At 52.6% G+C, this 23327-nt stretch carries 22 protein-coding genes; 19 read left to right on the forward strand and 3 right to left on the reverse strand.

Annotated features, from left to right (window positions below; all coding sequences use genetic code 11):
* The first annotated feature begins 108 nt into the window (after window positions 1-108).
* The 17 genes from G9Q38_RS04420 to G9Q38_RS04500 all read left to right on the forward strand — a co-directional run bounded on the left by G9Q38_RS04420 (window position 109) and on the right by G9Q38_RS04500 (window position 18397).
* Complete coding sequence (locus G9Q38_RS04420; RefSeq protein ID WP_114420329.1) at window positions 109-1320, forward strand: cytochrome P450; 1212 nt, start codon at window positions 109-111, stop codon at window positions 1318-1320.
* A 43-nt stretch (window positions 1321-1363) separates the two neighbouring features.
* Window positions 1364-1687 (forward strand): 2Fe-2S iron-sulfur cluster-binding protein, encoded by a 324-nt coding sequence (locus G9Q38_RS04425; protein WP_114420330.1) that lies wholly within the window; start codon window positions 1364-1366, stop codon window positions 1685-1687.
* Window positions 1688-1723: 36 nt separating this feature from the next.
* Window positions 1724-2479: an SDR family NAD(P)-dependent oxidoreductase gene (locus G9Q38_RS04430; protein ID WP_166128183.1), complete on the forward strand. Its 756-nt coding sequence runs from the start codon at window positions 1724-1726 to the stop codon at window positions 2477-2479.
* Between the two features lie 15 nt (window positions 2480-2494).
* Window positions 2495-3925 (forward strand): NAD-dependent succinate-semialdehyde dehydrogenase, encoded by a 1431-nt coding sequence (locus G9Q38_RS04435; protein WP_166128186.1) that lies wholly within the window; start codon window positions 2495-2497, stop codon window positions 3923-3925.
* A gap of 23 nt (window positions 3926-3948) precedes the next feature.
* A complete protein-coding gene (locus tag G9Q38_RS04440; protein ID WP_166128189.1) occupies window positions 3949-5199 on the forward strand; it encodes an aromatic ring-hydroxylating dioxygenase subunit alpha in 1251 nt (416 codons plus the stop codon).
* A 3-nt stretch (window positions 5200-5202) separates the two neighbouring features.
* Complete coding sequence (locus G9Q38_RS04445; RefSeq protein WP_119442420.1) at window positions 5203-5670, forward strand: aromatic-ring-hydroxylating dioxygenase subunit beta; 468 nt, start codon at window positions 5203-5205, stop codon at window positions 5668-5670.
* A 29-nt stretch (window positions 5671-5699) separates the two neighbouring features.
* Window positions 5700-6704, forward strand: coding sequence for a 2Fe-2S iron-sulfur cluster-binding protein (locus G9Q38_RS04450; protein ID WP_166128191.1), 1005 nt, complete (start codon window positions 5700-5702; stop codon window positions 6702-6704).
* Window positions 6701-7177: an aromatic-ring-hydroxylating dioxygenase subunit beta gene (locus G9Q38_RS04455; RefSeq protein ID WP_119442418.1), complete on the forward strand. Its 477-nt coding sequence runs from the start codon at window positions 6701-6703 to the stop codon at window positions 7175-7177. The genes G9Q38_RS04450 and G9Q38_RS04455 overlap by 4 nt, the downstream gene beginning before the upstream one ends.
* A 13-nt stretch (window positions 7178-7190) precedes the next feature.
* Window positions 7191-8174 (forward strand): PdxA family dehydrogenase, encoded by a 984-nt coding sequence (locus tag G9Q38_RS04460; protein ID WP_166128194.1) that lies wholly within the window; start codon window positions 7191-7193, stop codon window positions 8172-8174.
* Between the two features lie 31 nt (window positions 8175-8205).
* Window positions 8206-9777, forward strand: coding sequence for an amidase (locus G9Q38_RS04465; protein ID WP_166128197.1), 1572 nt, complete (start codon window positions 8206-8208; stop codon window positions 9775-9777).
* A gap of 71 nt (window positions 9778-9848) precedes the next feature.
* Entirely contained in the window at window positions 9849-11450 is a 1602-nt protein-coding gene (locus G9Q38_RS04470) for an amidase (protein WP_166128199.1), read from the forward strand.
* A 51-nt stretch (window positions 11451-11501) separates the two neighbouring features.
* Window positions 11502-12314 carry a class I SAM-dependent methyltransferase gene (locus G9Q38_RS04475; RefSeq protein ID WP_166128202.1) on the forward strand — a complete coding sequence of 271 codons (813 nt, stop codon included), beginning with the start codon at window positions 11502-11504 and terminating at the stop codon, window positions 12312-12314.
* A gap of 26 nt (window positions 12315-12340) precedes the next feature.
* Entirely contained in the window at window positions 12341-13393 is a 1053-nt protein-coding gene (locus G9Q38_RS04480) for an XdhC family protein (protein ID WP_166128205.1), read from the forward strand.
* A gap of 289 nt (window positions 13394-13682) precedes the next feature.
* The gene (locus G9Q38_RS04485) at window positions 13683-14894 is read left to right on the forward strand and encodes an ABC transporter substrate-binding protein (RefSeq protein ID WP_205962339.1); all 1212 of its coding nucleotides are present in this window, start codon (window positions 13683-13685) and stop codon (window positions 14892-14894) included.
* Window positions 14895-14970: 76 nt separating this feature from the next.
* Window positions 14971-16887 (forward strand): ABC transporter permease, encoded by a 1917-nt coding sequence (locus G9Q38_RS04490; RefSeq protein WP_166128208.1) that lies wholly within the window; start codon window positions 14971-14973, stop codon window positions 16885-16887.
* The gene (locus G9Q38_RS04495) at window positions 16884-17666 is read left to right on the forward strand and encodes an ABC transporter ATP-binding protein (protein WP_114420344.1); all 783 of its coding nucleotides are present in this window, start codon (window positions 16884-16886) and stop codon (window positions 17664-17666) included. The genes G9Q38_RS04490 and G9Q38_RS04495 overlap by 4 nt, the downstream gene beginning before the upstream one ends.
* Complete coding sequence (locus G9Q38_RS04500; protein ID WP_166128210.1) at window positions 17663-18397, forward strand: ABC transporter ATP-binding protein; 735 nt, start codon at window positions 17663-17665, stop codon at window positions 18395-18397. The genes G9Q38_RS04495 and G9Q38_RS04500 overlap by 4 nt, the downstream gene beginning before the upstream one ends.
* On the opposite strand, the gene G9Q38_RS04505 is transcribed toward G9Q38_RS04500, so the two are convergent.
* A complete protein-coding gene (locus tag G9Q38_RS04505) occupies window positions 18386-19012 on the reverse strand; it encodes a 2OG-Fe(II) oxygenase (protein ID WP_166128213.1) in 627 nt (208 codons plus the stop codon). The two genes, G9Q38_RS04500 and G9Q38_RS04505, sit on opposite strands and share 12 nt — an antisense overlap.
* Window positions 19013-19120: 108 nt before the next feature.
* On the opposite strand from G9Q38_RS04505, the gene G9Q38_RS04510 reads away from it, so the two are divergent.
* Together G9Q38_RS04510 and G9Q38_RS04515 are read left to right on the forward strand one after the other, a co-directional pair.
* Window positions 19121-20125, forward strand: coding sequence for a ketopantoate reductase family protein (locus tag G9Q38_RS04510; RefSeq protein WP_166128216.1), 1005 nt, complete (start codon window positions 19121-19123; stop codon window positions 20123-20125).
* Window positions 20122-20880, forward strand: coding sequence for a class II aldolase/adducin family protein (locus tag G9Q38_RS04515; RefSeq protein WP_166128218.1), 759 nt, complete (start codon window positions 20122-20124; stop codon window positions 20878-20880). The genes G9Q38_RS04510 and G9Q38_RS04515 overlap by 4 nt, the downstream gene beginning before the upstream one ends.
* Window positions 20881-21045: 165 nt before the next feature.
* Here the strand turns inward: G9Q38_RS04515 and G9Q38_RS04520 are convergent, their stop codons facing one another.
* A complete protein-coding gene (locus G9Q38_RS04520) occupies window positions 21046-22341 on the reverse strand; it encodes a putative Na+/H+ antiporter (RefSeq protein ID WP_166128221.1) in 1296 nt (431 codons plus the stop codon).
* 67 nt (window positions 22342-22408) lie between these two features.
* Window positions 22409-23293 (reverse strand): 4-hydroxybenzoate octaprenyltransferase, encoded by an 885-nt coding sequence (gene ubiA / locus G9Q38_RS04525; RefSeq protein ID WP_166132316.1) that lies wholly within the window; start codon window positions 23291-23293, stop codon window positions 22409-22411.
* Window positions 23294-23327: the final 34 nt, after the last annotated feature.

Here is a 23327-nt window from a genome sequence, read left to right on the forward strand (position 1 = left end):
CGGCAAGTATATCCTTCCCTAAACTTGTGCGCAATAAATAGGCAATGGTAGTGCGAGTGCTTAACGCAAAGTGCTGCCGAAGTTATTCAGCTAGGAGGAGACGAGCGCATGGTTAGTTTGGCCACTTTTACAAAGGATGCAGTACCCGTTACTGATTTTGATCCATATGCGGAGGAGGTTCTGATTGATCCTTATCCTTATTATGAGCAGCTTCGAGAAGCTGGGCCCGTTGTGTTGCTGGAGCGCTACGGAGCTTATGCGTTAGGTCGACACGATGAGGTGCATGCAGTCTTGTCTGATGCGCATACATTTTGCTCTGGCGCAGGGGTGGGGCTAACTAACTTCAATACTGAAAAGCCATGGCGCAAACCGAGCATTATCTTGGAGGCTGATCCACCTCATCACGCAAGAACGCGTAAGGTGGTGGCCAGAGTATTATCGCCAGCGTCGATTGGAAGATTGCGCGAAACGTTCGAGGCTGAAGCTGACGCTTTGGTAGACAAGATTATTCAAATGGGACAGTTCGACGCCGCAAAAGATTTTAGTGAAGCTTACCCGCTCAAAGTATTTGCAGATGCGGTTGGATTACCTGCCGAGGGAAGGGAGAATTTACTGCCTTATGGTGATATGGTGTTCAACGGGTTTGGCCCCATGAATGAGCGCTTCACTTCTCGCTTGGCTAAAGCTGAAGAGTCGGTGAAGTGGATCAACAATGTATGCCAAAGAGAAAATCTGACTCCCAATGGTTTGGGTGCTGACCTTTATAAAGCAGCGGATGCGGGAGAAATAACCCACGAAGAAGCAGGAATGCTGGTACGCACGCTGCTTTCTGCAGGGCTTGATACCACTGTATTTACGCTTTGCAATGCAATGCTTTGTTTCGCCAAGTATCCCGACCAATACGAAGTTCTCAGAGAAAACCCGCAGTTGGCCCGGCAGGCGATTGAGGAAGTGATTCGGTTCGAGCCGACTTTTCACTCGTTTTATCGAACAACGACAAAGCCGGTAGAGGTGGCGGGCGTGGAAATGGATGCGAACCAGAAAATTTGCGTGTTTGTTGGCTCTGCAAACAGGGATCCCCGGCGCTGGTCAGATCCCGATAAATTCGATGTGTCAAGAAAAGCTACGGGTCACATTGGGTTTGGAACCGGTATCCACGGGTGTGCGGGTCAGATGATGGCGCGATTGGAGGGCGATATTCTCCTGCGTGCGTTTGCAAAAAAAGTTCGCTCAATCGAACTGATGGGCGAACCCGTGCGGCATTACAACAACACCGTTCGAGGATTCAAGCAAATCCCGGCACGTGTGGTAGCGCTATAGAGCAGCACCGTTTCTTTATTACTGATTCAGCAAGAAGAGAGATATGACAAAAGTAACTTATGTTCAACCCGATGGTCGCCGAGACGTTATTGAGGTTGCGCCGGGGGTCACCGTTATGCAAGCGGCAGTTTCCAATTCAATTGACGGCATTGTGGCAGAGTGTGGTGGCTCTGCAATGTGCGCGACCTGTCATGTTTATGTCGATCCGGCATCGACGCATTTGGTGCCGCCAATTGCGGATGTTGAAGTGGAAATGATCGAAAGTGCTGCTAGTGAGCACAAAGAGACTAGCCGCCTGTCCTGTCAACTTGTTATGTCGGGCGATATAGATGAGTTCGTGGTGCACATACCGTCTCATCAGGTTTAACCATTCGATCGACGAGCATTAATTTGAGTTAAGAAAATGAAAGAAAGTTCAAAAGTAGTGATTGTTACGGGCGGCGCCAGTGGTATTGGGTTCAAATTCGCGCAAAGTTTGTCGTCAGAGGGCCACAAGATCGTTATTGCAGACTTGAACGGAAGTGAAGAGGCGGCAAATAGTCTTATTGATCAGGGTAGTGAGGCGCTTGGTGTAAAGGTCGATGTTGTCAGTAGCGATGATGTCAACAATATGGTTAAGCAGTCGCTGGTGAAATTCGGGCGAATCGATGCGTTAGTAAACAATGCAGGGCTCTTTACCAATTTGACCTTGCGTCCATTTGAGGAGATCTCAAATGAGGAATGGATGAGGGTGATGGAAGTCAATACTCTGGGTCCGTTTATATGTGCTAAAGCAGTGGCTCCATCCATGCGTCAGAACAGTTGGGGGAGGATCGTTAATATTGCGTCCACTGTTCCCATTAAAGGGCCTCCTAATATGTCGCATTATGTTGCGAGTAAGGGTGCGGTCATTGCCTTTACCCGTTCGCTGGCCCGCGAGCTGGGTGGTGCAGGTATTACTGTCAATGCAATTGCGCCAGGTTTTACGCTGTCTGATGGTGTGTTGAAAAACGACCTGCATTCGCAAATGGGTGACGTAACGCGCAAGCTTTCGCGTTCGATTCAACGAGATCAAGTTCCTGAGGACTTGACGGGCGCACTCAACTTCCTGATCTCGGATGCCGCTGGATTCATTACCGGACAGACTTTGGCAGTCGACGGTGGCTCTGTGTTCCTCTGAAACAAGGAGTTTAATATGTACACAGAGCTTTCGTTGTATATCGATGGCCATTTTATTGGTGCTGATCAAAGGGATTGTCTTGACGTTGTGAACCCGGCTACTGAGGAGGTAATCGGTAAGTTGCCAACAGCGACGACCGAGGATCTTGATTTGGCCCTCAATGCTGCTCACAAAGCGTTTCAGTCGTGGCGTCGTTCGTCTCCTCTCGAGCGGTCCAAAATACTGCGCAAGGTAGCCGAATTAACGCGTGAGCGCGTCGATGAAATAGCGCGCAATATAACCCTTGATATGGGTAAACCTTTGGCAGAAGCACGGACAGAGGTTTTGAATTGTGCGGAACAGGCTGAATGGCATGCCGAGGAATGCCGGCGGATATATGGGCGCACTATTCCGCCAAGGGTTGAGGGGGTCAGGCAGTTCGTGACGAAAGAGCCCGTGGGTGTTTGTGTGGCTTTCACGCCATGGAATTTTCCCTACAACCAAGCGATACGCAAAATGGTTGCGGCCTTGGGGGCAGGTTGCACTTTGGTTTTAAAAGGGCCGGAGGATGCACCCAGTGCGGTTGTTGCGCTGGCGCAGATATTTGAAGATGCTGGCCTGCCACCAGGTTGTCTCAATATTGTGTGGGGGAACCCACCGGAAGTGTCACAACATTTGATTACTTCGCCGATCGTTCGAAAGGTTTCGTTCACTGGGTCGGTTCCTGTGGGTAAACATTTGGCGTCGTTGGCCGGTGCTCACATGAAACGGATCACCATGGAGCTAGGCGGTCACTCACCGGTTGTCGTATTCGACGATGCGGATATTGACGCTGCAGTTGCACTGTTGGTGGGTTTGAAAATGCGAAATGCTGGTCAAGTATGCATTGCGCCTAGTCGTTTTTACATTCAAAAGCCCGTTTATCAAAGTTTTATTGATAAATTTTCCAGTGCAATAGCGGATTTGCGCGTTGGTGATGGGTTGGATCCAGCTACAAAGATGGGGCCGTTGGCGCATCGGCGTCGTGTCGAAGCAATGCAGCATGTGGTCGACGACGCGACAAAACGTGGTGCACAGGTTGTCGCAACTCAGCCCGCAAATTTTGAGAAAGGCTATTTTTTCAGCCCTACGGTTTTAGCTGATGTAAGTGATGATGCTGACATTATGGTCAATGAACCATTTGGCCCCGTTGTTCCGATTACGCATTTTGACACGATTGACGACGTGCTCAGGCGGGCAAATAGCCTTCCGTATGGTTTGGCGTCGTACGTTTTCACAAAATCTTTAAAACGAGCCAGTTTTATGTCGACAAACCTTGAGGCGGGCATGGTCAACGTTAATCACTTTGGTATAGCGTTGGCAGAAACACCTTTGGGCGGCGTCAAAGATAGTGGCATTGGTAGTGAAGGTGGGACGGAAACTTTCGATGGCTACGTTGTTACCAAGTTTGTCACTGAGGCATGTTGATAAATTGTTGAGTAGAGTCGTAAATGAACAAATTAGAGTTTGAAAACAGTCATACGAGCCTGAATTGGGGTGAAGATACGTCTCACATTCCTTACTGGGTATATCAGCATCCCGAGATCTTGAGGCAAGAACAGGAAAAGATTTATCAGGGGCCTACCTGGGGGTATTTGTGTCTTGAGGCTGAGATTCCCAATGCTGGTGATTACATCACTACTTTTGTAGGTGAAATGCCGGTTGTGGTTACGAGGGACCAGGATGGCGAAATTTATGCCTTTGAAAATAGATGTGCTCATCGAGGAGCGCTTATAGCGATCACTGATAGTGGGAGCGCGTCTGAATTGACGTGTGTTTACCATGCCTGGAGTTATGACTTATCCGGTAGCCTCAAAGGAATCGCTTTTCAGAATGGGGTTGGCGGAAAAGGTGGAATGCCTGCAGACTTTCAGAAAGAACACTATGATCCGCGCAAACTGCGTGTTGCCACTGTTTGCGGAATTGTGTTTGGTAGTCTGGATGAAGATGTACCTTCAATTGAGGATTATCTGGGTGAGGAAATTCTGGGTCGAATCGAACGAGTGTTGCATAAGCCGATTCGTGTATTGGGAAAATTTAAACAAATGCTTCCCAACAATTGGAAGCTGTACTTTGAAAATGTAAAAGATACTTACCATGCGAGCTTGTTGCATGTGTTTTTCACGACATTCAAAATCAATCGTTTATCTCAACGAGGTGGGGTTATCGTTAGTGATACCGGCGCTCATCACGTAAGTTACTCGGTCATTGATAAAAAGAGTTCCGAAAGTGAGGAATATCAGAAAGAAAAGCTTAGATCAGATAAAGATGACTATCGGTTAGCGGACCCCAGCTTGCTTGAAGGTGTGGATGAGTTCGGTGATGGCGTCACCTTGCAGATATTGTCGGTATTTCCAGGGTTTGTTTTGCAGCAAATTCAAAATAGCATCGCGGTTCGGCAAATTCTTCCAAAAGGCGTTGAGTCAACCGAGCTGAACTGGACATACATCGGTTTTGAAGACGATAGTGCCGAACTAGAAGAAATGCGGCTAAAGCAGGCCAATTTGATTGGTGCTTCAGGGTTTGTATCGATGGAGGATGGAGCGGTTGGCGGTTTCGTTCAAAGAGGCATTCAGTGTGCCTCCGACCAATATAGCGTCGTGCAAATGGGGGGGGTCAATATTGAAAGCGCAGATTATCGTGCGACGGAAACATCGGTGCGAGGGTTCTGGCACGCTTATAGAAGTCATATGGGGCTTTAACGCATGAGTGAATCTATTTTTGAAGAAATTAACAAGTTCAATACCGCTTATGCCGCATGCATAGACGGTGACCGGCTTGAGGCGTGGCCAAACTTTTTTATTGATCATTGCCTGTACAAGGTGACCACCGTTGAAAATTATGAGGCTGGTCGGCCCGCCGGGTTGATATACGCCAATAGTAAAGGGATGCTCAGCGACCGCATTAGTGCCCTTAGAGAGGCGAACATATACGAAAGCCATCGCTACCGCCATTTAATCGGCATGCCGCTTATCGAAGACGGTCAGGAAGTGATCGCTTGCGAAACCGCGTTTTTTGTAAGTCGCATCATGCGGGGTGGCGAAATCAGCATGTTCGCAACCGGGAAATATGTTGATGAGTTAGTCCGAACAGCTTCGGGGATTCGACTCAAGAAGCGTGTAGTGGTTTGCGACAGTATTAGTATTGATACTTTGTTGGCCATCCCTTTGTAAGATGTTTGTGCAAGGAATAAGCAAGGCTCATGACTAAAGTGATCGTTGATGGTACGGATATTGTTTTTGAGTGCGAGAGCGGTCAAACAATTCTCGAGTCGGCCAAGCGGGCTGGATACGCGTTACCTTATTCGTGCCGAAATGGCGTGTGCGGGAGTTGCAAAGGTGTTGTTAAAGAAGGCAGCATTGCGTTTGACAGGGAGCCGGGCGCTCTGACTGACGAGGAGAGATCGAATGGTTGGACTTTATTTTGTCAGGCCCGGGCTGAAACCGATTTAACAATTCAAGTGACATCCATTGACCGTATGAATCCCGATGCGGTCAAGAAAGTCCGCGCCAAACTTTACAAACTTGATCGAGTTTCTGACGACGTCAGTATTCTGAGTTTGCGCTTTCCCGCGGGTGTTAGGGTGAAATTTAAAGCGGGGCAGTACCTTAATATTCAGCTAAGAGACGGCGGCTTTCGAAGTTACTCGATGGCCAGCCCTTCGCATCAAACGGATTCGGTTCAATTGCATGTAAGGCACGTCACCGGAGGAGCGTTCTCTTCTTATCTGGAGGAAACGGCGTGCGTTGGTGATTACCTTAGTATAGAGCTTCCTCTTGGCAGTTTCTATCTTCGAGAGATTAGCAAGCCGTTGTTGTTTGTTGTAAGCGGAACCGGGTTTGCACCAGTTAAGTCGATCATCGAAACGCTTATGAAATCGGGCTTCCCCTCAGTACCCGTGTATTTATATTGGGGTGGGCGCCGAAAGGTGGATATCTATTTGGCCAGCCTTGCGCAAAAGTGGGCGAGCCGCTTTCCTAATTTTACGTTTGTTCCCGTGCTGTCTGAAGAGAAAAATGGCGTCGACCGCGAAGGTTTGGTGCACAACGCGGTTATGGACGATTTTGCAAGCCTGGAGAACGTTGATGTATATGTATGTGGCGTTCCGGCAATGGTTAATGCGGCTCGAAAGGATTTTATGCAGCTCAGGGATCTACCCGGCAACAGTTTTTATTGCGATGCTTTTGTCATGTCGTCGGAATTATGAGCGCTACACAAGTACATATCAATGAGCTGAGTCAGTTAAATGCTCGCTACGTCGCCAGCCTCGATGAGGATAATCTCGAGATATGGCCACGTTTTTTTACTGAGCAATGTCTGTACAAAATTACGACAGCTGAAAATTATCAAAAGCAAAGGCCTGCAGTTCTTATTTATGCCGATAGCCGAAATATGTTGCATGATCGTGTGAATGCCCTGCGGGAGGCCAACATATATGAGCGCCATCGCTACAGGCATATCGTTGGAACACCATTGATTAATAGTGTTGGCGAAAGAACCATCCAAGCGGAAACGCCATTTCTGGTTACCCGAACGATGCGAACGGGTGAAATGAGCCTGTTTGCTTCGGGCAAGTATGTTGATCAGTTGTTAATACAGGGTAGTGAGCTCGCAATTGAAAAACGCCAGGTGGTTTGCGACAGTATTGCGATTGACACCCTGTTGGCGATTCCCCTGTAACCATGAGACGTAGATGAACCCTTGTATTGCGATTGCGATTGGCGACCCCAACGGGATTGGGCCTGAAATTGGGGTGAAAGCCGCTTTGTCGCTGCAAGGGCGGGGTGCGCAGCCTGTGTTGGTTGGGGATGCGCATGTGATTGCGCATTACCTGACGCAATACGATAAGGATTGCGCGCTTCTAAGTTTCTCCCAATGGTGCAAAGGGGAGGCTTCAACTGAGAGGTGTCTGGTTTATGAGCCGGTGCAGGCTTTGTCTGCCGCCTGTTTTAAGCCCGGCGAGGTTTCGGCTGCAGCCGGCGAGGCAACCGTTGCATACGTGTGTAAAGCGGTTGAACTGGCCCAAAGCGGCCGGGTTGAAGCCGTTATTGGTTGCCCTCATTCTGAAACCGCCGTTCATCAGGCCGGTATTGCGTTTTCCGGTTATCCGGGGCTAATTGCCCGGTTAACCGGTACCCCCGCCGATAAAGTCTTTCTTATGCTGGTCGCGGGTGGGTTACGTATTGCCCATGTCACTCTGCATGAAAGTGTGCAGTCGGCCCTGGCCAGAATGACACCGGAACTGTTTGAAAGTGCGGCGGTTGCGGCAATCAAGGCAACAAAAGGTTTGGGTGTGGAAACGCCGAGTCTGGCCGTTATGGGAATTAACCCCCATGCCGGCGAGGGAGGCTTGTTTGGCCGGGAAGATGAGTATATTGCGGTACCCGCGGTGCAACGTTTAACCGACCAAGGTTATGTCGTTAACGGGCCGATGGGTGCCGATGTTTTGCTTGCGCAGCGCCGTCACGATGTGTACCTGGCCCCGTTTCATGATCAGGGTCATATACCGATTAAATTGCTTAGCCCTTTGCGTGCCAGTGCGCTTACTATTGGTACACCTGTGCGCTTTTCCAGTGTTGGCCATGGTTCTGCTCATGATATTGCCGGCAAGGATATGGCCGACCCAGCTTCGGTGATTGAAACCTTCGCTTTATTAAGCGTGAGCGGCGACGCTTAACCCAGGCAGCTTTATTCAGGAGACTCATCGCATGACCCGCGTTCCCTTTGATCTCAACGCGCTCGAGGGCTATGTTTCAAGCGCAACGCAGCTTTTCGGTGTGGCCCATCCCGAACAACAGCAGGCCTGGGTGGCACGTTTGGGTATGCATTTGCCTGACATGCAGCGAATCAGCTCGGCGGCTTGTTCTTATGATGCCGACCCGATTGGTTTGCCGGCATCGGCACGCGCCGGCGTGTGCGCGACCCCTACGTTGGGCGTTGAGTCGTTGGCGCAGCGTGCGTTTGGCCTCGACGCATCGTCTTTCAGCGCCGTCAATAATGTTGAACAAGGCTTGGCGCAGATTCATTCGCATCCCGAATTGAATGCTTTTCAGTATATTGCGGCCGAGTCAGCTAACGAAAAAGCCCGTTTGGTTGACGCGTTTCGTTCGCGATCGCAACAGGCGGGTGTCTTGGCCGGGGTGACGCTGGCGATTAAAGAGTGCTTTGAAGTTCAGGGTATGCCGATGACGTCGGGAACGCGGGCAATACCGGCGTTTACGCCGGATAGCAGCGCACCGTGTGTTACGCGTCTGGAGGCGGCAGGGGCGATTGTGCTGGGGATGACAACCATGCATGAACTTGCCTATGGCGCGACAACCGATAACCCGCATGTTGGCCGGGTGGGGCATCCTGCCGATCCGGAGCGGGTCCCCGGGGGTTCCAGTGGGGGGTCGGCGGTGGCGGTGGCAACCGGCATGGCGAATGCGGCTTTGGGTACCGACACCGCCGGTTCAGTGCGTATGCCGGCCGCTTTGTGCGGCATTGTTGGATTCAAGCCCAGTTATGGTTTGATTTCGTGCGATGGCATGTTGCCGTTGGGATGGTCGCTTGACCATGTCGGCGTTTTTGCAAAAACAGTTGAGCAAGCGGCTGTACTCACCGACATTATGACGGGGTCTGCGTGCACGACACCGCGGCTGGCGCAACCGTTGGCGTTGCCGAATGTGCAGGTTGTGATTCCCGAGAACTTTTTTTTCGATATTCTCGATCCGGGCGTGGCCAAGGCCTTTAATAATGTAGATGAACAGTTACGTAATGAAGGTGTGGATGTTTTGCGCGCCACTGTGCCCGAGCTTGATTTGGCGCCCACACTTCAGTTCATGACGCTGTGTGCCGAGGCAGGTCAGTTGCACCTTGATCGGGCGCTTTTGCATCCTGAGGGTTTGGGTGAGGAAGTGCGCACACGCCTTGAGGCCGGCCAGTTTATCCGGGCGGTTGATTATATTAAGGTGCAGCGCTTACGTACTCAGTTACGCCAGTCTTTAACGACATTACTGAATGGCCCGCGTGTGTTGCTCACGCCAACCGTGCCGGTTGGGGCGCCCAAACTGGCGCGCCATATCGACATCGGGGGTGCGTCAATGCCGATTCACCCGGCGTTAACACGGCTAACCATGCCTTTTAACTTAACGGGTATGCCCGCTATTTCAATTCCCTGCGGTACCGATGGCGACGGCTTTCCGGTTGGCTTGCAAATAGCGGCACCGTGCGGCGATGATGCGTTTCTATTGCAAGTAGCACACCGATTTGCCGAGTTATTGGGACGCCAGGTTCGTTGATAAGGCTTGAAAGCGGTTCCTGATTGTGTAACGCTTTGGCCGGTACCTAAAACGATATCAGGAGACCCCGTATGGCCGGCCATGCACCGTTGGAACGAGCAGACGCATTGCGTCGCTATATTGTTGCTGCATCAGAGTTCTATCAACTGCATCATAGCGCCCGGTTGGACGATTGGTGCGCGCGTATTGAGCGTAACCTTTCTGATAACGACAAGCTCGCGGCATTGTCGTGTCGCACTAGCGACCCTTTTGGGTTGCCCATGGCCGGTGCACAGTCTGACTTGTTTCGGGCGCGTGGTGCGGGTGGCACTCAAGCAAATGAATTGATCAAGAAAGGTCGTTTGGCGGCGCATGTGGCGCGCATTAAAGAGGGACGGCTGGATCCGGTTGAGCATGTTCAAGCCTGCCTCGACCGCATCAAGGCGCGGTCTGACTTGAATGCGTTTTTGTTTGTCGATCATGAGGGGGCGTTGACCAAAGCGCACGAATTACAGGGGCAGATTCAAGCCGGTCGGCATGGCGGCCCGATGGCGGGCGTTGTGGTGGCAGTGAAAGATTGCATTCCGGTGGCGGGTTTGCCGATGCGGGCCGGCTCTGAGTCTCTGGCATCGGTTGTGCCGCAAGAAAGTGCACCTTGTGTCGCCGCCCTTGAATCTGCCGGGGCAATTGTTATTGGCATGACCAATCTGCATGAGCTTTGTTATGGCGGGGTGTCCGACAACCCGCATTACGGCTCGGTGGGACACCCACAGGATTCGACCCGTTCGCCGGGTGGCTCCAGCGGAGGTTCGGCCGTGGCGTTGGCAACGGAGATGGCGGATATTGCTTTGGGCACGGATACCGCCGGTTCGGTGCGCATGCCGGCGGCAGTATGCGGCGTGGTGGGTTACAAAGGCTCTTACGACCTCGTTTCGCGCAAAGACTTAGTGCCATTGGCGTGGTCGCTAGATCACGTGGGGGTGTTCGCTCATAAAACGGTTGATGCCGCCTGGGTCACGGCGATAATGGCAGGGCACGACGCACAGGCGTATTGGCAACCTTTGCAGTTTGACAGTGTTTCACAGCTGAAGCTGTTTTGCCCCACCAATTACAGTTTTGATCTGATCGAACCGAGCGTGCTGACCGCGTTCGAATCAGCGCTGGCGCGCCTTGAGTCGGCGGGCGTGAAAATTCAACGTGGTGCGTTGCCGGCCCTCGATATGTCACCCACTTTGCAGCATTTCACGATGGCGCCGGAGGCGACACAGGCACACGAAGAGTTGGGCTTGCAGCACGCGCATGCTATGGGCGAAGAAGTGCGCACCCGTCTTGAGGCGGGCCAGTTTATTCGTGCTATTGACTACATCAAGGCGCAGCGTTTGCGGCGTGTGCTGGCTGAGGCACTTGAGGTTCCCTTGTTGAGTGGGGCGCATGCCATTGTGACCCCTACCACCGTAACCGGTGCGTGTGACGCGCAGGCGACGCTGGAAAATCACGGGAAATCAGTACCGCTTCGATCGGTTTTGACGCGTTTGACACTGCCGTTCAATTTAACCGGAGTGCCGGCAATTTCCTTACCTTGCGGGCGCGATGCCGAGGGTTTTCCGGTGGGGTTGCAGTTGGCCGGGTTAAAAGGGGGCGATGCGTTGCTGTTGCAGGCGGCGCACCAATGCGAAACAGTGCTCCAGATGTAAGTCTGGGTGTATAGTTGTTTTGATAGGAAAACCCATGGGAAAAGACGCAAAATGAGAAAGTGGTTATTGGCCGTGTTGCCATTTGTTGCCGGGCTGGTGTTAAGCGCGCCCGCGTATGCCGACACCGCGTTGAAAGCGGCTGTTAACAGCGACCAGCGCCTGGAAAAGAACACTGCGCGCGATGCTTGGCGCAATCCATATGAAACGCTGATGTTCTTCGGCATTCAGCCCAATATGACAGTGGTGGAGTTAACCCCCGGTGGCGGCTGGTATACCGAAATTCTGGCGCCGTATTTGCGCGATAACGGTCAATATATTGCAGGGGTGTATAACCCGGACTCAAGCCGCGCGAATTATCGGCGCTATGCGACTGTTTTCCAGGAAAAGCTGGCAAGTAAACCTGCCCTTTTCGATCGGGCCAAGGTCACGATTTTCGAGCCGCCCGAGCAGCTTCAGTATGCCGAGCCAGGCTCGGCTGATATGGTATTAACGTTTCGCAATTTGCATAACTGGATGAGTTATGGCGAGCCGGTCATGCGTGATATTTTCCGCAGTGCCTATACCGCTTTGAAATCCGGCGGTGTTTTCGGCGTGGTTGAGCACCGTTTGCCTGAAGATCGTGAGCAAGACGCCACGGCAAGTTCGGGCTACATGCATGAGTCGTATGTCATCAAAATGGCTGAAAGCGTGGGTTTTCGTCTGGCTGAAAAGTCTGAGGTGAATGCGAATCCAAAAGATACGGCCGATCACCCTGGTGGTGTTTGGGCCTTGCCCCCCAGTTTGCGCAATAAAGAAGCGAATCGCGACAAATATCTGGCCATTGGCGAGAGCGACCGCATGACGCTGAAGTTTGTTAAGCCGTAAAAAATGTATTGGTAGCAGGTGAAAGCATGGAGAATCTGGATCTAGTTGTTTTGCGAGCATTGCGTGATTGGCGCCAGTCGGGCAAGCGGGCGTTGCTGGCAACGGTTGTGCGTACCTGGGGGTCATCACCCCGCCCGGTTGGATCCATTATGGCCATGTGCGAAGACGGCTCAGTGGTGGGGTCGGTGTCGGGTGGTTGCATTGAAGACGATCTGGTCTTCCGGTTTTCGCAAGCATATTCAGGCAATCCTGAGCAAGAGGAAATGCCGCACGGGCCGCCCCGTTTTCTGAAATATGGCATTAAGGCCGATGAAGCTCACCGGTTTGGTTTGCCGTGCGGCGGGACACTTGAGCTTTTGCTTGAGTTCGACGCCGACGCCCAGGCGCTGACCACATTAATCACGCAATTGGAAGGCGGGCATCTAATGCGTCGTCAAGTTGAGTTGGCAACGGGGCAAGTGCATATAGCGCCCGCCGACTTGCCACAAGCTTTGTTAATTGATGATGCTGTGTTGGTCAATACTTTCGGCCCGGCTTATCGCATGTTGCTGATTGGTGCGGGTCAGTTGACGGAATATCTTGCCACTATGGCTTTGTTCAATGGGTTCGATGTCACGGTATGCGATCCGCGCGAGGAGTATCGTGGGAGTTGGTCGGTGCCGGGGGTTAAAGTGGTATCTGACATGCCCGACGATGTCGTTACGGCGTTCAAGGCCGATCGGCGCTCGTGCATTATTGCCTTAACGCACGACCCGAAGCTGGACGATCTGGCGTTGCTGGAAGCATTGGAGACCGAGGCGTTCTACATTGGAGCGATCGGCTCGCGCAGCAATAACACGGCGCGCCGTCAGCGCATGATTGAGCATTTCGATCAAACCGAAGCGTCGTTGCAGCGTTTGCGCGGCCCTATTGGCATTTTTATTGGCAGTAAAACGCCTTCTGAAATTGCGGTCAGCATTATGGCCGAAGTGCTGGCGGTGAAAAACGGTGTGACCCTGCCGCGCGATATGGAAGTGGCCTGGGCAAAGGATAAAGCGGGTATTGCTGCGTCGGGTGCCGATATCATGTGTTCAATCTAAGGCCGTACGTACAAAATTCCCTGCACTGAACGTTACAAATAATTACATACTTTAATCAGAAAAGTTGAAAAGGTGGGAAAAACCCACATTGCGCCGCCCATTTATTTCCCTTAGTATTTTTCTGTCTTTAGTGCTCACTACAAATATTTTCGGTATTCGCTACATTTAATTTAGCTTTGAAAGTGTTGTAGGACGCGGCCTGTGTTGGTTGTGTGCATTAATGAAGTCAGTTGTGTAGTGCTGTATTACATGCCTAACCGGCTCATGGAGAGCCATCGGGAGATAAGTGATGAAGTTATTAAAACAAATGACTGTTGCCGCAGCGATGACAGTCGGGTTGGCGGCCTATTCAGGCCACGCCGCCGCAGAGAAAGACACCATTCTTATTGGTGAAATCAACAGCTATAAAACGTTGCCGGCCAACCTGGAGCCCTATAAAAAAGGGTGGGAGCTGGCGCAAGAGCAGGTCAACGCAAAAGGCGGTGTGCTGGGTAAGAAGCTGGAAACCATTTTTCGTGACGACAACGCCAATGCCGGCGATGCCGTGCGAATTGCCGAGGAACTGATTTCACGGGATAACGTCGATATTCTGGCCGGCGTGACACTATCGCACGTTGGTTTGGCCGTCACCGACTTTGCCAAGCAGCGTGAACGTTTCTTCCTGGCCTCCGGCCCGTTAAGTGACAAAGTAGTGTGGGATAACGGCAATCGTTACACCTACCGCTTGCGTGCCGGCACTCACGCATTGGCTGCGTCCGTTGCGCCTGCCGCAGCTGCTGCAAACAAGAAGCGCTGGGCGCTCATTTACCCTAACTATGAGTATGGTCAGGCCGCTGTCGCGTCGTTCAAGGCTGAGCTAAAGCGTTTGCAACCCGATGTCGAGTTCGTTGCCGAACAGGCGCCGCCTTTTGGTCGCCTGGATCCAGGACCGGCTGTTCAGGCGTTGGCTGATGCCAAGCCCGATGCAATTTTCAACGTATTGTTCGGGCCCGACTTAACCAAGTTTGCGCGTGAAGGCAAAACACGGGGTTTGTTCGAAGGACGCACTGTTGTGAGCTTGCTGACGGGCGAACCTGAGTACCTTGATCCGTTGCGTGCCGATGCGCCGGACGGCTGGATTGTCACCGGCTATCCCTATACCTCAATTGATACGCCGGAGCACGATGCGTTCATCAAGGCTTATGAAGAAAAGTACGATGACTATCCGCGCTTGAATTCGGTAATTGGTTATTCCACGGTTATGGCACTGGCTGCGGGTATTGAAAAGGCCGGCTCAACCGACACCGAAGCGTTGATCAAGGCTTTCAAGGGACTGGAGTTCGTAACGCCGTTTGGCCCGGTTAAGTTCCGTGAGCTTGATAATCAGTCGACCATGGGGATTCACGTAGGCAAGTTGGCTGTTGAAAATAACCGCGGCGTGATGCCTGAAGGTGAATACATGCCGGGTGAAGCGTTGCAACCACCCGATGACGTTGTTAAGCAGTTGCGTAAAGACGGCTAAAACCCGCCTACGATGCGGGGGGCGCGGTTTAACCCGGCGTCTCCCGCCCATTTGATCTAACCAGCAGCAGGTTCCCATGGATTTCTCAGGATTTTTGGTTCAGCTACTGAACGGCCTGGCAGGTGCGTCGTCGCTTTTTCTGGTCGCCGCAGGGTTGTCATTGATTTTTGGTGTTACCCGCATCGTTAACTTCGCACACGGCTCATTTTATATGGTCGGTATATATGTTGCGTATTCGTTAGTGATGCATTTGGAAGATTCGCTGGGCTTTTGGCCGGCCATTGTTTTGGCGGCGATCCTGGTGGGCGTCTTTGGCGCACTGATCGAAATCTTTCTGTTACGTCGTATTTATCACGCGCCGGAATTGTTCCAGTTGCTGGCCACGTTTGCCGTTGCCTTAATGGTGCGCGATGCCGTTTTATGGTTCTGGGGGCCGGAAGAGCTGCTGGGCCCTCGTGCGCCGGGCCTGGAAGGTGCCGTTGAAATTTTGGGCCGGCAGTTTCCCGAATATGACTTATTCCTTATTGCCGTGGGCCCCGTTTTCCTGGGTTTGTTGTGGTTATTGCTGACACGCACGAAATGGGGGACGCTGGTACGTGCTGCAACGCAAGATCGCTCTATGGTGAGTGCGTTAGGGGTGAACCAAGCCTGGTTGTTTACGGCGGTATTTGCCTTGGGCGCCGCTTTGGCTGCACTGGGCGGCGCTTTGCAATTGCCGCGTGAGCCGGCCAACCTTGAAATGGATATCCATATTATTGGCGCTGCTTTCGTCATTGTGGTGGTGGGTGGCATGGGTTCCATCACCGGTGCTTACATTGCTGCGTTATTAATTGCCGAGCTTAAAGCTATCTGTATGTGGCTGGGTTTGGTCGAAATATTCGGCTTTGAGATTTCATTCTCGAAGCTAACGCTGGTGGTTGAATTCCTGGTGATGGCGGTCGTGTTGATCATCCGACCATGGGGTTTGCTGGGCAGGGCGCCTTCCGCAGGTCATAATGCCAACGCGGGGGAGATGCCGTTGATTCCAGCCAGTAAAGCCTTCAAAATCGGCGCGGCTATTTTGGTGTTGTTCCTGGTTGCAACGCCTGAAGTTTTCTCGGATTTCCCTTACCTCACCGTACTGTTGAATGACATCCTCATTGCGAGTCTTTTCGCCACCAGTTTGTATTTCATTATGGGTCCTGGCGGCATGCACTCGTTCGGCCATGCGGCGTACTTTGGTTTGGGGGCTTACGGTGCCGCGTTACTGGTTAAAACGTTGGGCGTTCCCATGGAGCTTGCACTGGTTCTGGGGCCGGTTGTTGCCGGCATTGGTGCGCTTATTTTCGGCTGGTTCGCCGTTCGCCTAAGTGGTGTATACCTGGCCATGCTGACACTGGCCGTTGCCCAGATTGTGTGGGCGGTTGTGTTCCAGTGGGATGACTTTACCGGCGGCAGTAACGGCTTAACCGGCGTGTGGCCGTCGAAGTGGCTATCGGATAAAACCACTTATTACTACCTGACATTGGGGCTCACCCTGGTGGGAATATTGTGGTTGCGTCGTGTCCTGTTTTCCCCGTTTGGTTACGCCATGCGGGCCGGTCGAGACTCACCGCTGCGCGCCGATGCAATTGGTATCAATGTGAAGCGAATTCATTGGTACGGCTTTGTTTACGGCGGTATTGTGGCGGGTCTGGCAGGTTCGTTGTTTGCCTTTTCGAAGGGAAGTATTGCGCCCGAGACACTTTATGTAAACCGCTCGATCGATGGCTTGGTCATGGTTTTGCTGGGTGGTATGCAGAACCTGATGGGGCCGATTGTGGGCGCGGTTTCGTTCACTTGGCTGCACGATACAGTAGCGCGAAACACTGATTTCTGGCGTGCCATGCTGGGCGGCATTATCCTGATTCTGGTGCTGCTGTTCCCGCTGGGTATTGCCGGAACCATTAAACAAGTGGTTGAGCATTTCAGTCGTAAGCCGGCTGGGTCAGCGCAAGCCGGGAGGGCATCATGAGTTTGTTATCAGTAACCGGTTTAGGTAAATCGTTCGGCGGGGTAAAAGCCGTTGATGGTATTAATTTCGAATTGCATTCAGGCGAGTTGCTGGCCTTAATTGGGCCCAACGGTGCAGGCAAGTCCACCACTTTCAATATGGTGAATGGGCAGTTGAAAGCAGATCGGGGTTCCATCAAGCTCAATGGCAAAGAGCTCATTGGTATGCCGCCGCGAGATATCTGGCGCATGGGTGTGGGCCGTACATTTCAGATCGCCGCTACCTTTTCTTCATTTACCGTGGTCGAGAACGTGCAGCTTGCTTTGTTGTCGTCAGATAACCTCTTGCTTGCCACCTGGCGGCGCGCGACCGGTCACAAGCGGCAGGAAGCCATGGATTTGCTGGCGCAGGTGGGTATGGCTGAGCAAGCCGATCGACCCTGCAGCGAACTGGCCTATGGTGACGTCAAGCGGGTGGAGTTGGCGATTGCCATTGCCAATGATCCTAAATTGCTGCTTATGGACGAGCCAACGGCGGGTATGGCTCCCAAAGAGCGTAACGACCTTATGGCCCTGACCAAACAGTTGGTTATCGACCGCGATATGGCTGTGCTTTTCACGGAGCACAGCATGGATGTGGTTTTTGCCTATGCAGATCGCATGATCGTGTTGGCGCGGGGAAGGCTCATTGCCGAAGGTAAGCCGGACGAAATTCGCGACCATCCCAAAGTACAGGAAGTCTACTTTGGTACCGGGAAAACGTTTGAAAAGAAAACATTGCAAAAGGAGTCGGCTGAATGAGCGGCGCGCAAACATTGTTAGAGGCCAAGCGCCTGGAGGCCTGGTATGGCGCGGCTCAAATTCTGTTCGGGTTTGATTTGCATGTGAATCGCGGCGAGGTGGTTGCCCTGATGGGGCGCAATGGGGCCGGTAAATCCACCACGCTTAAAACCATTATGGGGATGCTTGATAAACGACGTGGCGACATCCGCTTTCTGGGGCACGATATCTCGAAAACCGAACCGTACCAGGCCGCGCGCCTGGGGTTGGCTTTCGTGCCCGAAGACCGCCGCATTTTCACTGACCTGACGGTTATGGAGAATTTGTCGGTAGGACGTCAGCCCCCCAGAAGCTGGAGTGACGGGAGCGCCGCACCCGAGTGGACCCATGAGCAACTGTTCAAGCTGTTTCCCAATTTGGGCGAAATGCCGCATCGCCCCGGCGGGCGAATGAGCGGTGGCGAACAACAAATGCTAACGGTTGCCCGTGCCTTAATGGGGAATCCCTTTCTTGTTTTGCTCGATGAGCCCTCCGAAGGGGTTGCTCCGGTGATTGTTGAGCAGATGGTGCATATGATCATGGAGCTTAAGGAGCGCGGCGTTAGTATTTTGCTTTCTGAGCAGAACATGCATTTTGCCGAGTTGGTGTCCGATCGTGCCTATGTTCTTGAAAAAGGCCAGATGGTCTACCAGGCTTCCATGCAGGAACTGGCCGACAACGAAGAAGTGCGTCGCGCATACCTAACCGTTTGATAGTAAAAAGTCGTCGCGCAGCCAGCCGGTCAGGCTCCAACGGGGTTTGTGCCCCGGCAAAACCTCATGCCAGACCAAATCACTGCGGAAGACAACAAGCCTGCCCGGCGCCGGAATAAGCCGGGCGGCATGTTCAATCGGAGTGTTTTCGGGTCCATACAGGCACAACTCTCCGCCGTCGTCGGCCGTCCAGTTTTCGTTCAGGTATAAAACGACTGAGATTTTTCGGTGTGGGTTGTTACGATGCTGATCCAGGTGTTTTTTATAGCCAAAGCCCGGTTCGTAATGGGCAAAGTGAAATTCCTGGCGACGTAAGCCCAGAAAGTAAGTGGCATTCAGTGTGTTTTGCAGGTGGGCGGCGAAAGCCAGAAAATCCTGTATGGCCGTCTGTGGCATGTGTGCGTCAAGCCAGCATATCTGGTCGCCCCGTATTACCGGGTCGGCCTTTTTTGTGGCCAGATGGCCGATATGTGCGGCGTGGAAAAGGCCGCGTTTCCAAAACAGGCGCGCAATGTCCAGTAACTGGGCACGCAATGAGTCGCAAATAAGGGCGTCGCAATAGGCCCAGCCCTGTGTTTCCAGGTCGTTTAGAAAGCCTTCGGGAAGTGTATCCAAAGTGATGCGCCTAAAGTCAAAAGTTTAAGCGATCTTGCTGGTCTGGCGGAATATTTCAAGAGTAAAATATTTTTAGAACAATAACGATTCGACGCCCAAGGAGGTTAAATGGCAAATGCAGGAACGTTAAAGGTATGTGTTGCTGGTGCGGGCGCGATTGGTTGTACGGTTGCTGCGCGGCTGGCCATGGCCGGAGCCTCTGTGAATGTATTGGCGCGTGGCGCCGCCTTGAAGGCAATTACCGCAAATGGGATTACGCTTTCCGATATTGAAGGCGAACACCGCGTTCCGGTGCGGGCAAGCAGCCAGGCAGGCGAGTTTGGTGTGCAAGATATTATTTTTGTTTGTACGAAAGCGCAGTCGTTGGCTCGAATTCTGCTCGATTTGCAGCCTATTATCGGGCCGGATACCGTGGTGGTTCCTATGGTGAATGGCGTACCGTGGTGGTACTTTCACGGCGTTGGAGGGCGATTCGATGGCCGCACGGTGCAGGCGCTCGATTCAAGCGGCGAACTGGCGAAGATGGCTCCGCTCGAGCATGTGGTGGGATGTGTGGTGTTTATTACTTCGGAAGTGATCGCGCCTGGGGTGGTGAAGTCGTCTACGCCGCATCTGCTGATTTTTGGTGAACCGAACAATACGTATTCAGCACGACTTGAGCAAATCAAAACAGTGTTTGAGGCTAGTGGGATTGAAGCGCGGGTAACCGACCAAATCCGCGATCCGTTGTGGGCCAAAATGATTGCCAATTTAACGTCCAACCCATTGTCTGTGGTGGCGCGAGCCACATTGCAGGATATTTATACTGATACTGGGTTAAAGCGTATTGCGATCAAGATCCTGCACGAGGGGTTAACGGTGGCTGCTGCGTATGGGGCCCGAATTCAGTATGACCCCCATACGTTCATGGAGCTGGCGGCGGGCATGGGTGCGGTGCGAACGTCCATGCTGCAGGATTACGACAAAGGCATCACACTTGAGCTGGCGGCGATTGGCGATGCGTTTATGGAGCTGGCAGATCTGATGGATATTGCCATGCCGGTTACGCGCGATATTGTGTCAATGGCGCGGTTTTTAGGGCAACAGCGTGAAATGGAGGTGGTAAACGCATGACAAGCATGAAACAAACCATTGATTGCTCCGACCAAGAGTGGGACCGGCGCGAAAAGCTGGCCTATTGTTATCGGTTGGTGGATTTTTTTGGATGGACGGAAACGATCTTCAATCATATTTCTTTACGTCTGCCGGGGCCGGATCATCATTATTTGGTGAATCCCTTCGGGCTAAATTACAGTGAAGTGACACCGGAAAATCTTTTGAAAGTCGATCTTGAAGGCAATAAGGCGGCGCCTTCGGAGTACGATGCAAATCCCGCCGGTTTTGCCCTTCACAGTGCTGTGCATGGTGCCCGCGAAGATATTCAGTGTCTGATTCATACGCACACCACCCCTATTTCAGCTGTTGCGCAAAAGCAAGCCGGCTTTGATCACAATAACTTTTATGGCGCGCAGTTGTTCGGTCGTGTGGCCTATCACGATTTTGAAGGGATTACGCTTTTCGACGATGAAAAGGCGCGTATGCTAAGCAGCCTTGGAAGCAAGCATGTGCTGGTTCTGCGCAATCACGGGGTTGCGGTGGGCGAACGTTCTGTTGAAACGGCATTCTTCTTGCTTTGGACAGTGCAACGCGCGGCCGAAATTCAGTGTCAGGCGGCGTCGATGCAGGGTGAGGAAACGGTGTTGGCGAATGAGGTGCGTCAACGGTGCGCCGACCTAACCGCTATGTTGATTCGCGAAGGTGCTTTCGCCGACCGCTTTTTTAACGCAATGGTGCGTAAAATGCATGAAGAAAAAGGCGCCTCGTGGTAGCGCCCTTAATAATGGGATGGCTGGGTACTTGAATGACAACCGGTGAAGTAATTGTTCTTGCCCTGTTGGGCGCGGGTTTGATTTGTTCCATTACACTTTTTGTGTGGCTTGTGCGCATGTTGCGCAAAGACCGTTCGAACAAATAACCCGCGCGTCCTTCAACGATTAGCTGAAAGAATTCGGCAGCAGGAACATGAAGGCGGCAATGAATGTCGGCACCAGTGCCGACAGCAAGAGCTTCAAGGGCGAAATGGCGCCATCGGGAAAGGTGCCTTTCAAAATGGCAAAGCCCGCCGGGTTGGGGGCGTTGGCAATCACCGTTAAGCCACCGCCGGTTACCGCGCCCGCCACCAGCATATAGCGCCATAGGTCGCTGGTGCCTTCCACCAAAGAACCCAGATACGTCAGCGCGGCGTTGTCGGTAAGGGCCGTTAAAGCCGTTGCACCCCAGAACAGCACGGTGGGCGACAGGCCGCCAAGAAGGTCTTGCAACCACCATTTTTGCATGCCACCCAGAACAACCAGGCCGGCCAGGAAGAAGCCAACCATTAAACCCTCTTTAATGAGCAACTGGTTCTGGAAACGCTTGTACGCTTCGGCATAGCCGATAAACAGCATCAGCAGGCCCAGGAACATGGCCGGGTGGTGAGCCGTAAGAACAATGGCCACCAGGAAGATCAGGTGAATGGCCATGACGATAAGCGGCGCACGAGGGCGGCGGTTGGAGCCTTCGTCGTCTTCGTTAACGCCACGGCCTGTGCCGATTTCCTTGCTAACCAGGTACTTGCGCACAATCAGGGTAAGCAGGGTGGCGTTGATAAAGACGGCAATAATGGCACGCCAGCCGAAGTGGGTGCTCATGTAGGCGGTATCCCAGCCGAATGTGGCCGCCACCATGAGTACCGGAGGGGCTGCATAAGCGGTGAGTACCCCACCAATGGAAATATTAACGAACAACACACCGAGCGTCATGTATTTGAAACCCGACTGGCCAGAGCGACGGAAGTAAGCGTCGCGCAACAACAGGGCGGCCAAGGTCATGGCGGCGGGCTCGGTAATGAATGAGCCGGCCAGTGGCACGATCGACATGGTGACGAAGAACATGGCCACTTCCATACGCATGGGCAGGAGTCGGGCAATGTAGCGAACGGACACACCGACTAAATCAAGGATCGGTTTACTGGCCGCCACCACCATAATGGCAAAGACGAAAGCCGGCTCTGTGAAATTTCGCGAGTCGATATAGCTGACGGCATCGGATGCGCCGACACTGACGATCATGAAGACAACTAACGCGAATGCCCATACGCCGAATACGGCTTCGACCTCGGCCAACATATGCCAAAGGCCTGAATGGGGCCCGTTTTTGTTGGCCAGTCGGGCGAAAACCGGAACTGAAAAGGTATGGATAATGGCAACAGCAAAAAGAAAGGTTGCCAGTGCTTCGATAAAACTGGGCATGAATCGAACCTTTTTGTTAGGCGCCAGGCGTGTTAGCCTGGCCGCCGGTTTTATGATGAGTTAAATGCTAAAGCAGTGTGCCTGTGAGCGACGCTGCAATGATTAACACGCCGACCACCATATTCGACCTGAACAACATGAAATTATGGTCGGGGCGTGAAATACTGAAAACATACATTTGCCAGGCAAAGTGTGCGCCAATAACCGCCATGATCACAAAATAGGGCCAGGATAAGTTCAGCGCAAAACCGCTGTATATCCACAGCGCCAGCGTGACGGCATAAATGCCGCTGATCCATAGTTTACCGTGTTCTGCGAACCGCATGGCGGCCGACTTCACACCGAGTTTCAGGTCGTCATGGACGTCGACATAAGCGTAAATGGTGTCGTAACCCACTTGCCATAGAACCGCACCCACCCAAAGAGCAATGCCTGCCGGGGGGATCGTGTTTTGGGTGTCGGACCACGCCATTAACATACCCCAGTTAAAGCCAATGCCCAGCACAACCTGCGGCCAATAGGTGAATCGCTTGCACAGCGGGTAGATAATCACAATGGGGACGAGTGCCAGCGCCAGCCAGCGGCTGTACTCGTTAATAGCCAGCAATAAAACGGCGCATACTATCAATTGGGCGACTAGAAAAACAAGCGCTTGCTTAAGGGTGATCTGGCCGCTGGTTAGGGGGCGGAAACGGGTGCGCTCGACCATTTTGTCGATGTCGCGATCAAAAATATCGTTAATGGTGCAACCTACACCGCGCATGAGCAGCGCGCCCAGCGAGAAAATAAATAGCCGGAAGAGGGTGGGCCAGCCATCGGCGGCCTGTACCAAGGCGGCCAGGCAAGGCAGCAGGGTTAGCCAAGTTCCTACTGGCCGGTCAAGGCGGCACAGGCGCGCGTATGGCCCCCAGGAGGCAGGTAAATAGTGCGCGACCCAGTCGTCGTGACGCATGTCCGACAGGTCGGGCAGGCCCGGATCACGCCCG

The sequence above is a fragment of the Pusillimonas sp. DMV24BSW_D genome (assembly GCF_011388195.1).
Classification (GTDB): Bacteria; Pseudomonadota; Gammaproteobacteria; order Burkholderiales; family Burkholderiaceae_B; genus Neopusillimonas; species Neopusillimonas aestuarii.

Coding starts and splice junctions, on each gene's coding strand:
- G9Q38_RS04420 (WP_114420329.1), top strand. CDS start 109: ATGGTTAGTTTGGCCACTTTTACAAAGGATGCAGTACCCGTTACTGAT.
- G9Q38_RS04425 (WP_114420330.1), top strand. CDS start 1,364: ATGACAAAAGTAACTTATGTTCAACCCGATGGTCGCCGAGACGTTATT.
- G9Q38_RS04430 (WP_166128183.1), top strand. CDS start 1,724: ATGAAAGAAAGTTCAAAAGTAGTGATTGTTACGGGCGGCGCCAGTGGT.
- G9Q38_RS04435 (WP_166128186.1), top strand. CDS start 2,495: ATGTACACAGAGCTTTCGTTGTATATCGATGGCCATTTTATTGGTGCT.
- G9Q38_RS04440 (WP_166128189.1), top strand. CDS start 3,949: ATGAACAAATTAGAGTTTGAAAACAGTCATACGAGCCTGAATTGGGGT.
- G9Q38_RS04445 (WP_119442420.1), top strand. CDS start 5,203: ATGAGTGAATCTATTTTTGAAGAAATTAACAAGTTCAATACCGCTTAT.
- G9Q38_RS04450 (WP_166128191.1), top strand. CDS start 5,700: ATGACTAAAGTGATCGTTGATGGTACGGATATTGTTTTTGAGTGCGAG.
- G9Q38_RS04455 (WP_119442418.1), top strand. CDS start 6,701: ATGAGCGCTACACAAGTACATATCAATGAGCTGAGTCAGTTAAATGCT.
- G9Q38_RS04460 (WP_166128194.1), top strand. CDS start 7,191: ATGAACCCTTGTATTGCGATTGCGATTGGCGACCCCAACGGGATTGGG.
- G9Q38_RS04465 (WP_166128197.1), top strand. CDS start 8,206: ATGACCCGCGTTCCCTTTGATCTCAACGCGCTCGAGGGCTATGTTTCA.
- G9Q38_RS04470 (WP_166128199.1), top strand. CDS start 9,849: ATGGCCGGCCATGCACCGTTGGAACGAGCAGACGCATTGCGTCGCTAT.
- G9Q38_RS04475 (WP_166128202.1), top strand. CDS start 11,502: ATGAGAAAGTGGTTATTGGCCGTGTTGCCATTTGTTGCCGGGCTGGTG.
- G9Q38_RS04480 (WP_166128205.1), top strand. CDS start 12,341: ATGGAGAATCTGGATCTAGTTGTTTTGCGAGCATTGCGTGATTGGCGC.
- G9Q38_RS04485 (WP_205962339.1), top strand. CDS start 13,683: ATGAAGTTATTAAAACAAATGACTGTTGCCGCAGCGATGACAGTCGGG.
- G9Q38_RS04490 (WP_166128208.1), top strand. CDS start 14,971: ATGGATTTCTCAGGATTTTTGGTTCAGCTACTGAACGGCCTGGCAGGT.
- G9Q38_RS04495 (WP_114420344.1), top strand. CDS start 16,884: ATGAGTTTGTTATCAGTAACCGGTTTAGGTAAATCGTTCGGCGGGGTA.
- G9Q38_RS04500 (WP_166128210.1), top strand. CDS start 17,663: ATGAGCGGCGCGCAAACATTGTTAGAGGCCAAGCGCCTGGAGGCCTGG.
- G9Q38_RS04510 (WP_166128216.1), top strand. CDS start 19,121: ATGGCAAATGCAGGAACGTTAAAGGTATGTGTTGCTGGTGCGGGCGCG.
- G9Q38_RS04515 (WP_166128218.1), top strand. CDS start 20,122: ATGACAAGCATGAAACAAACCATTGATTGCTCCGACCAAGAGTGGGAC.
- G9Q38_RS04520 (WP_166128221.1), bottom strand. CDS start 22,341: ATGCCCAGTTTTATCGAAGCACTGGCAACCTTTCTTTTTGCTGTTGCC.
- ubiA (WP_166132316.1), bottom strand. CDS start 23,293: ATGCGTCACGACGACTGGGTCGCGCACTATTTACCTGCCTCCTGGGGG.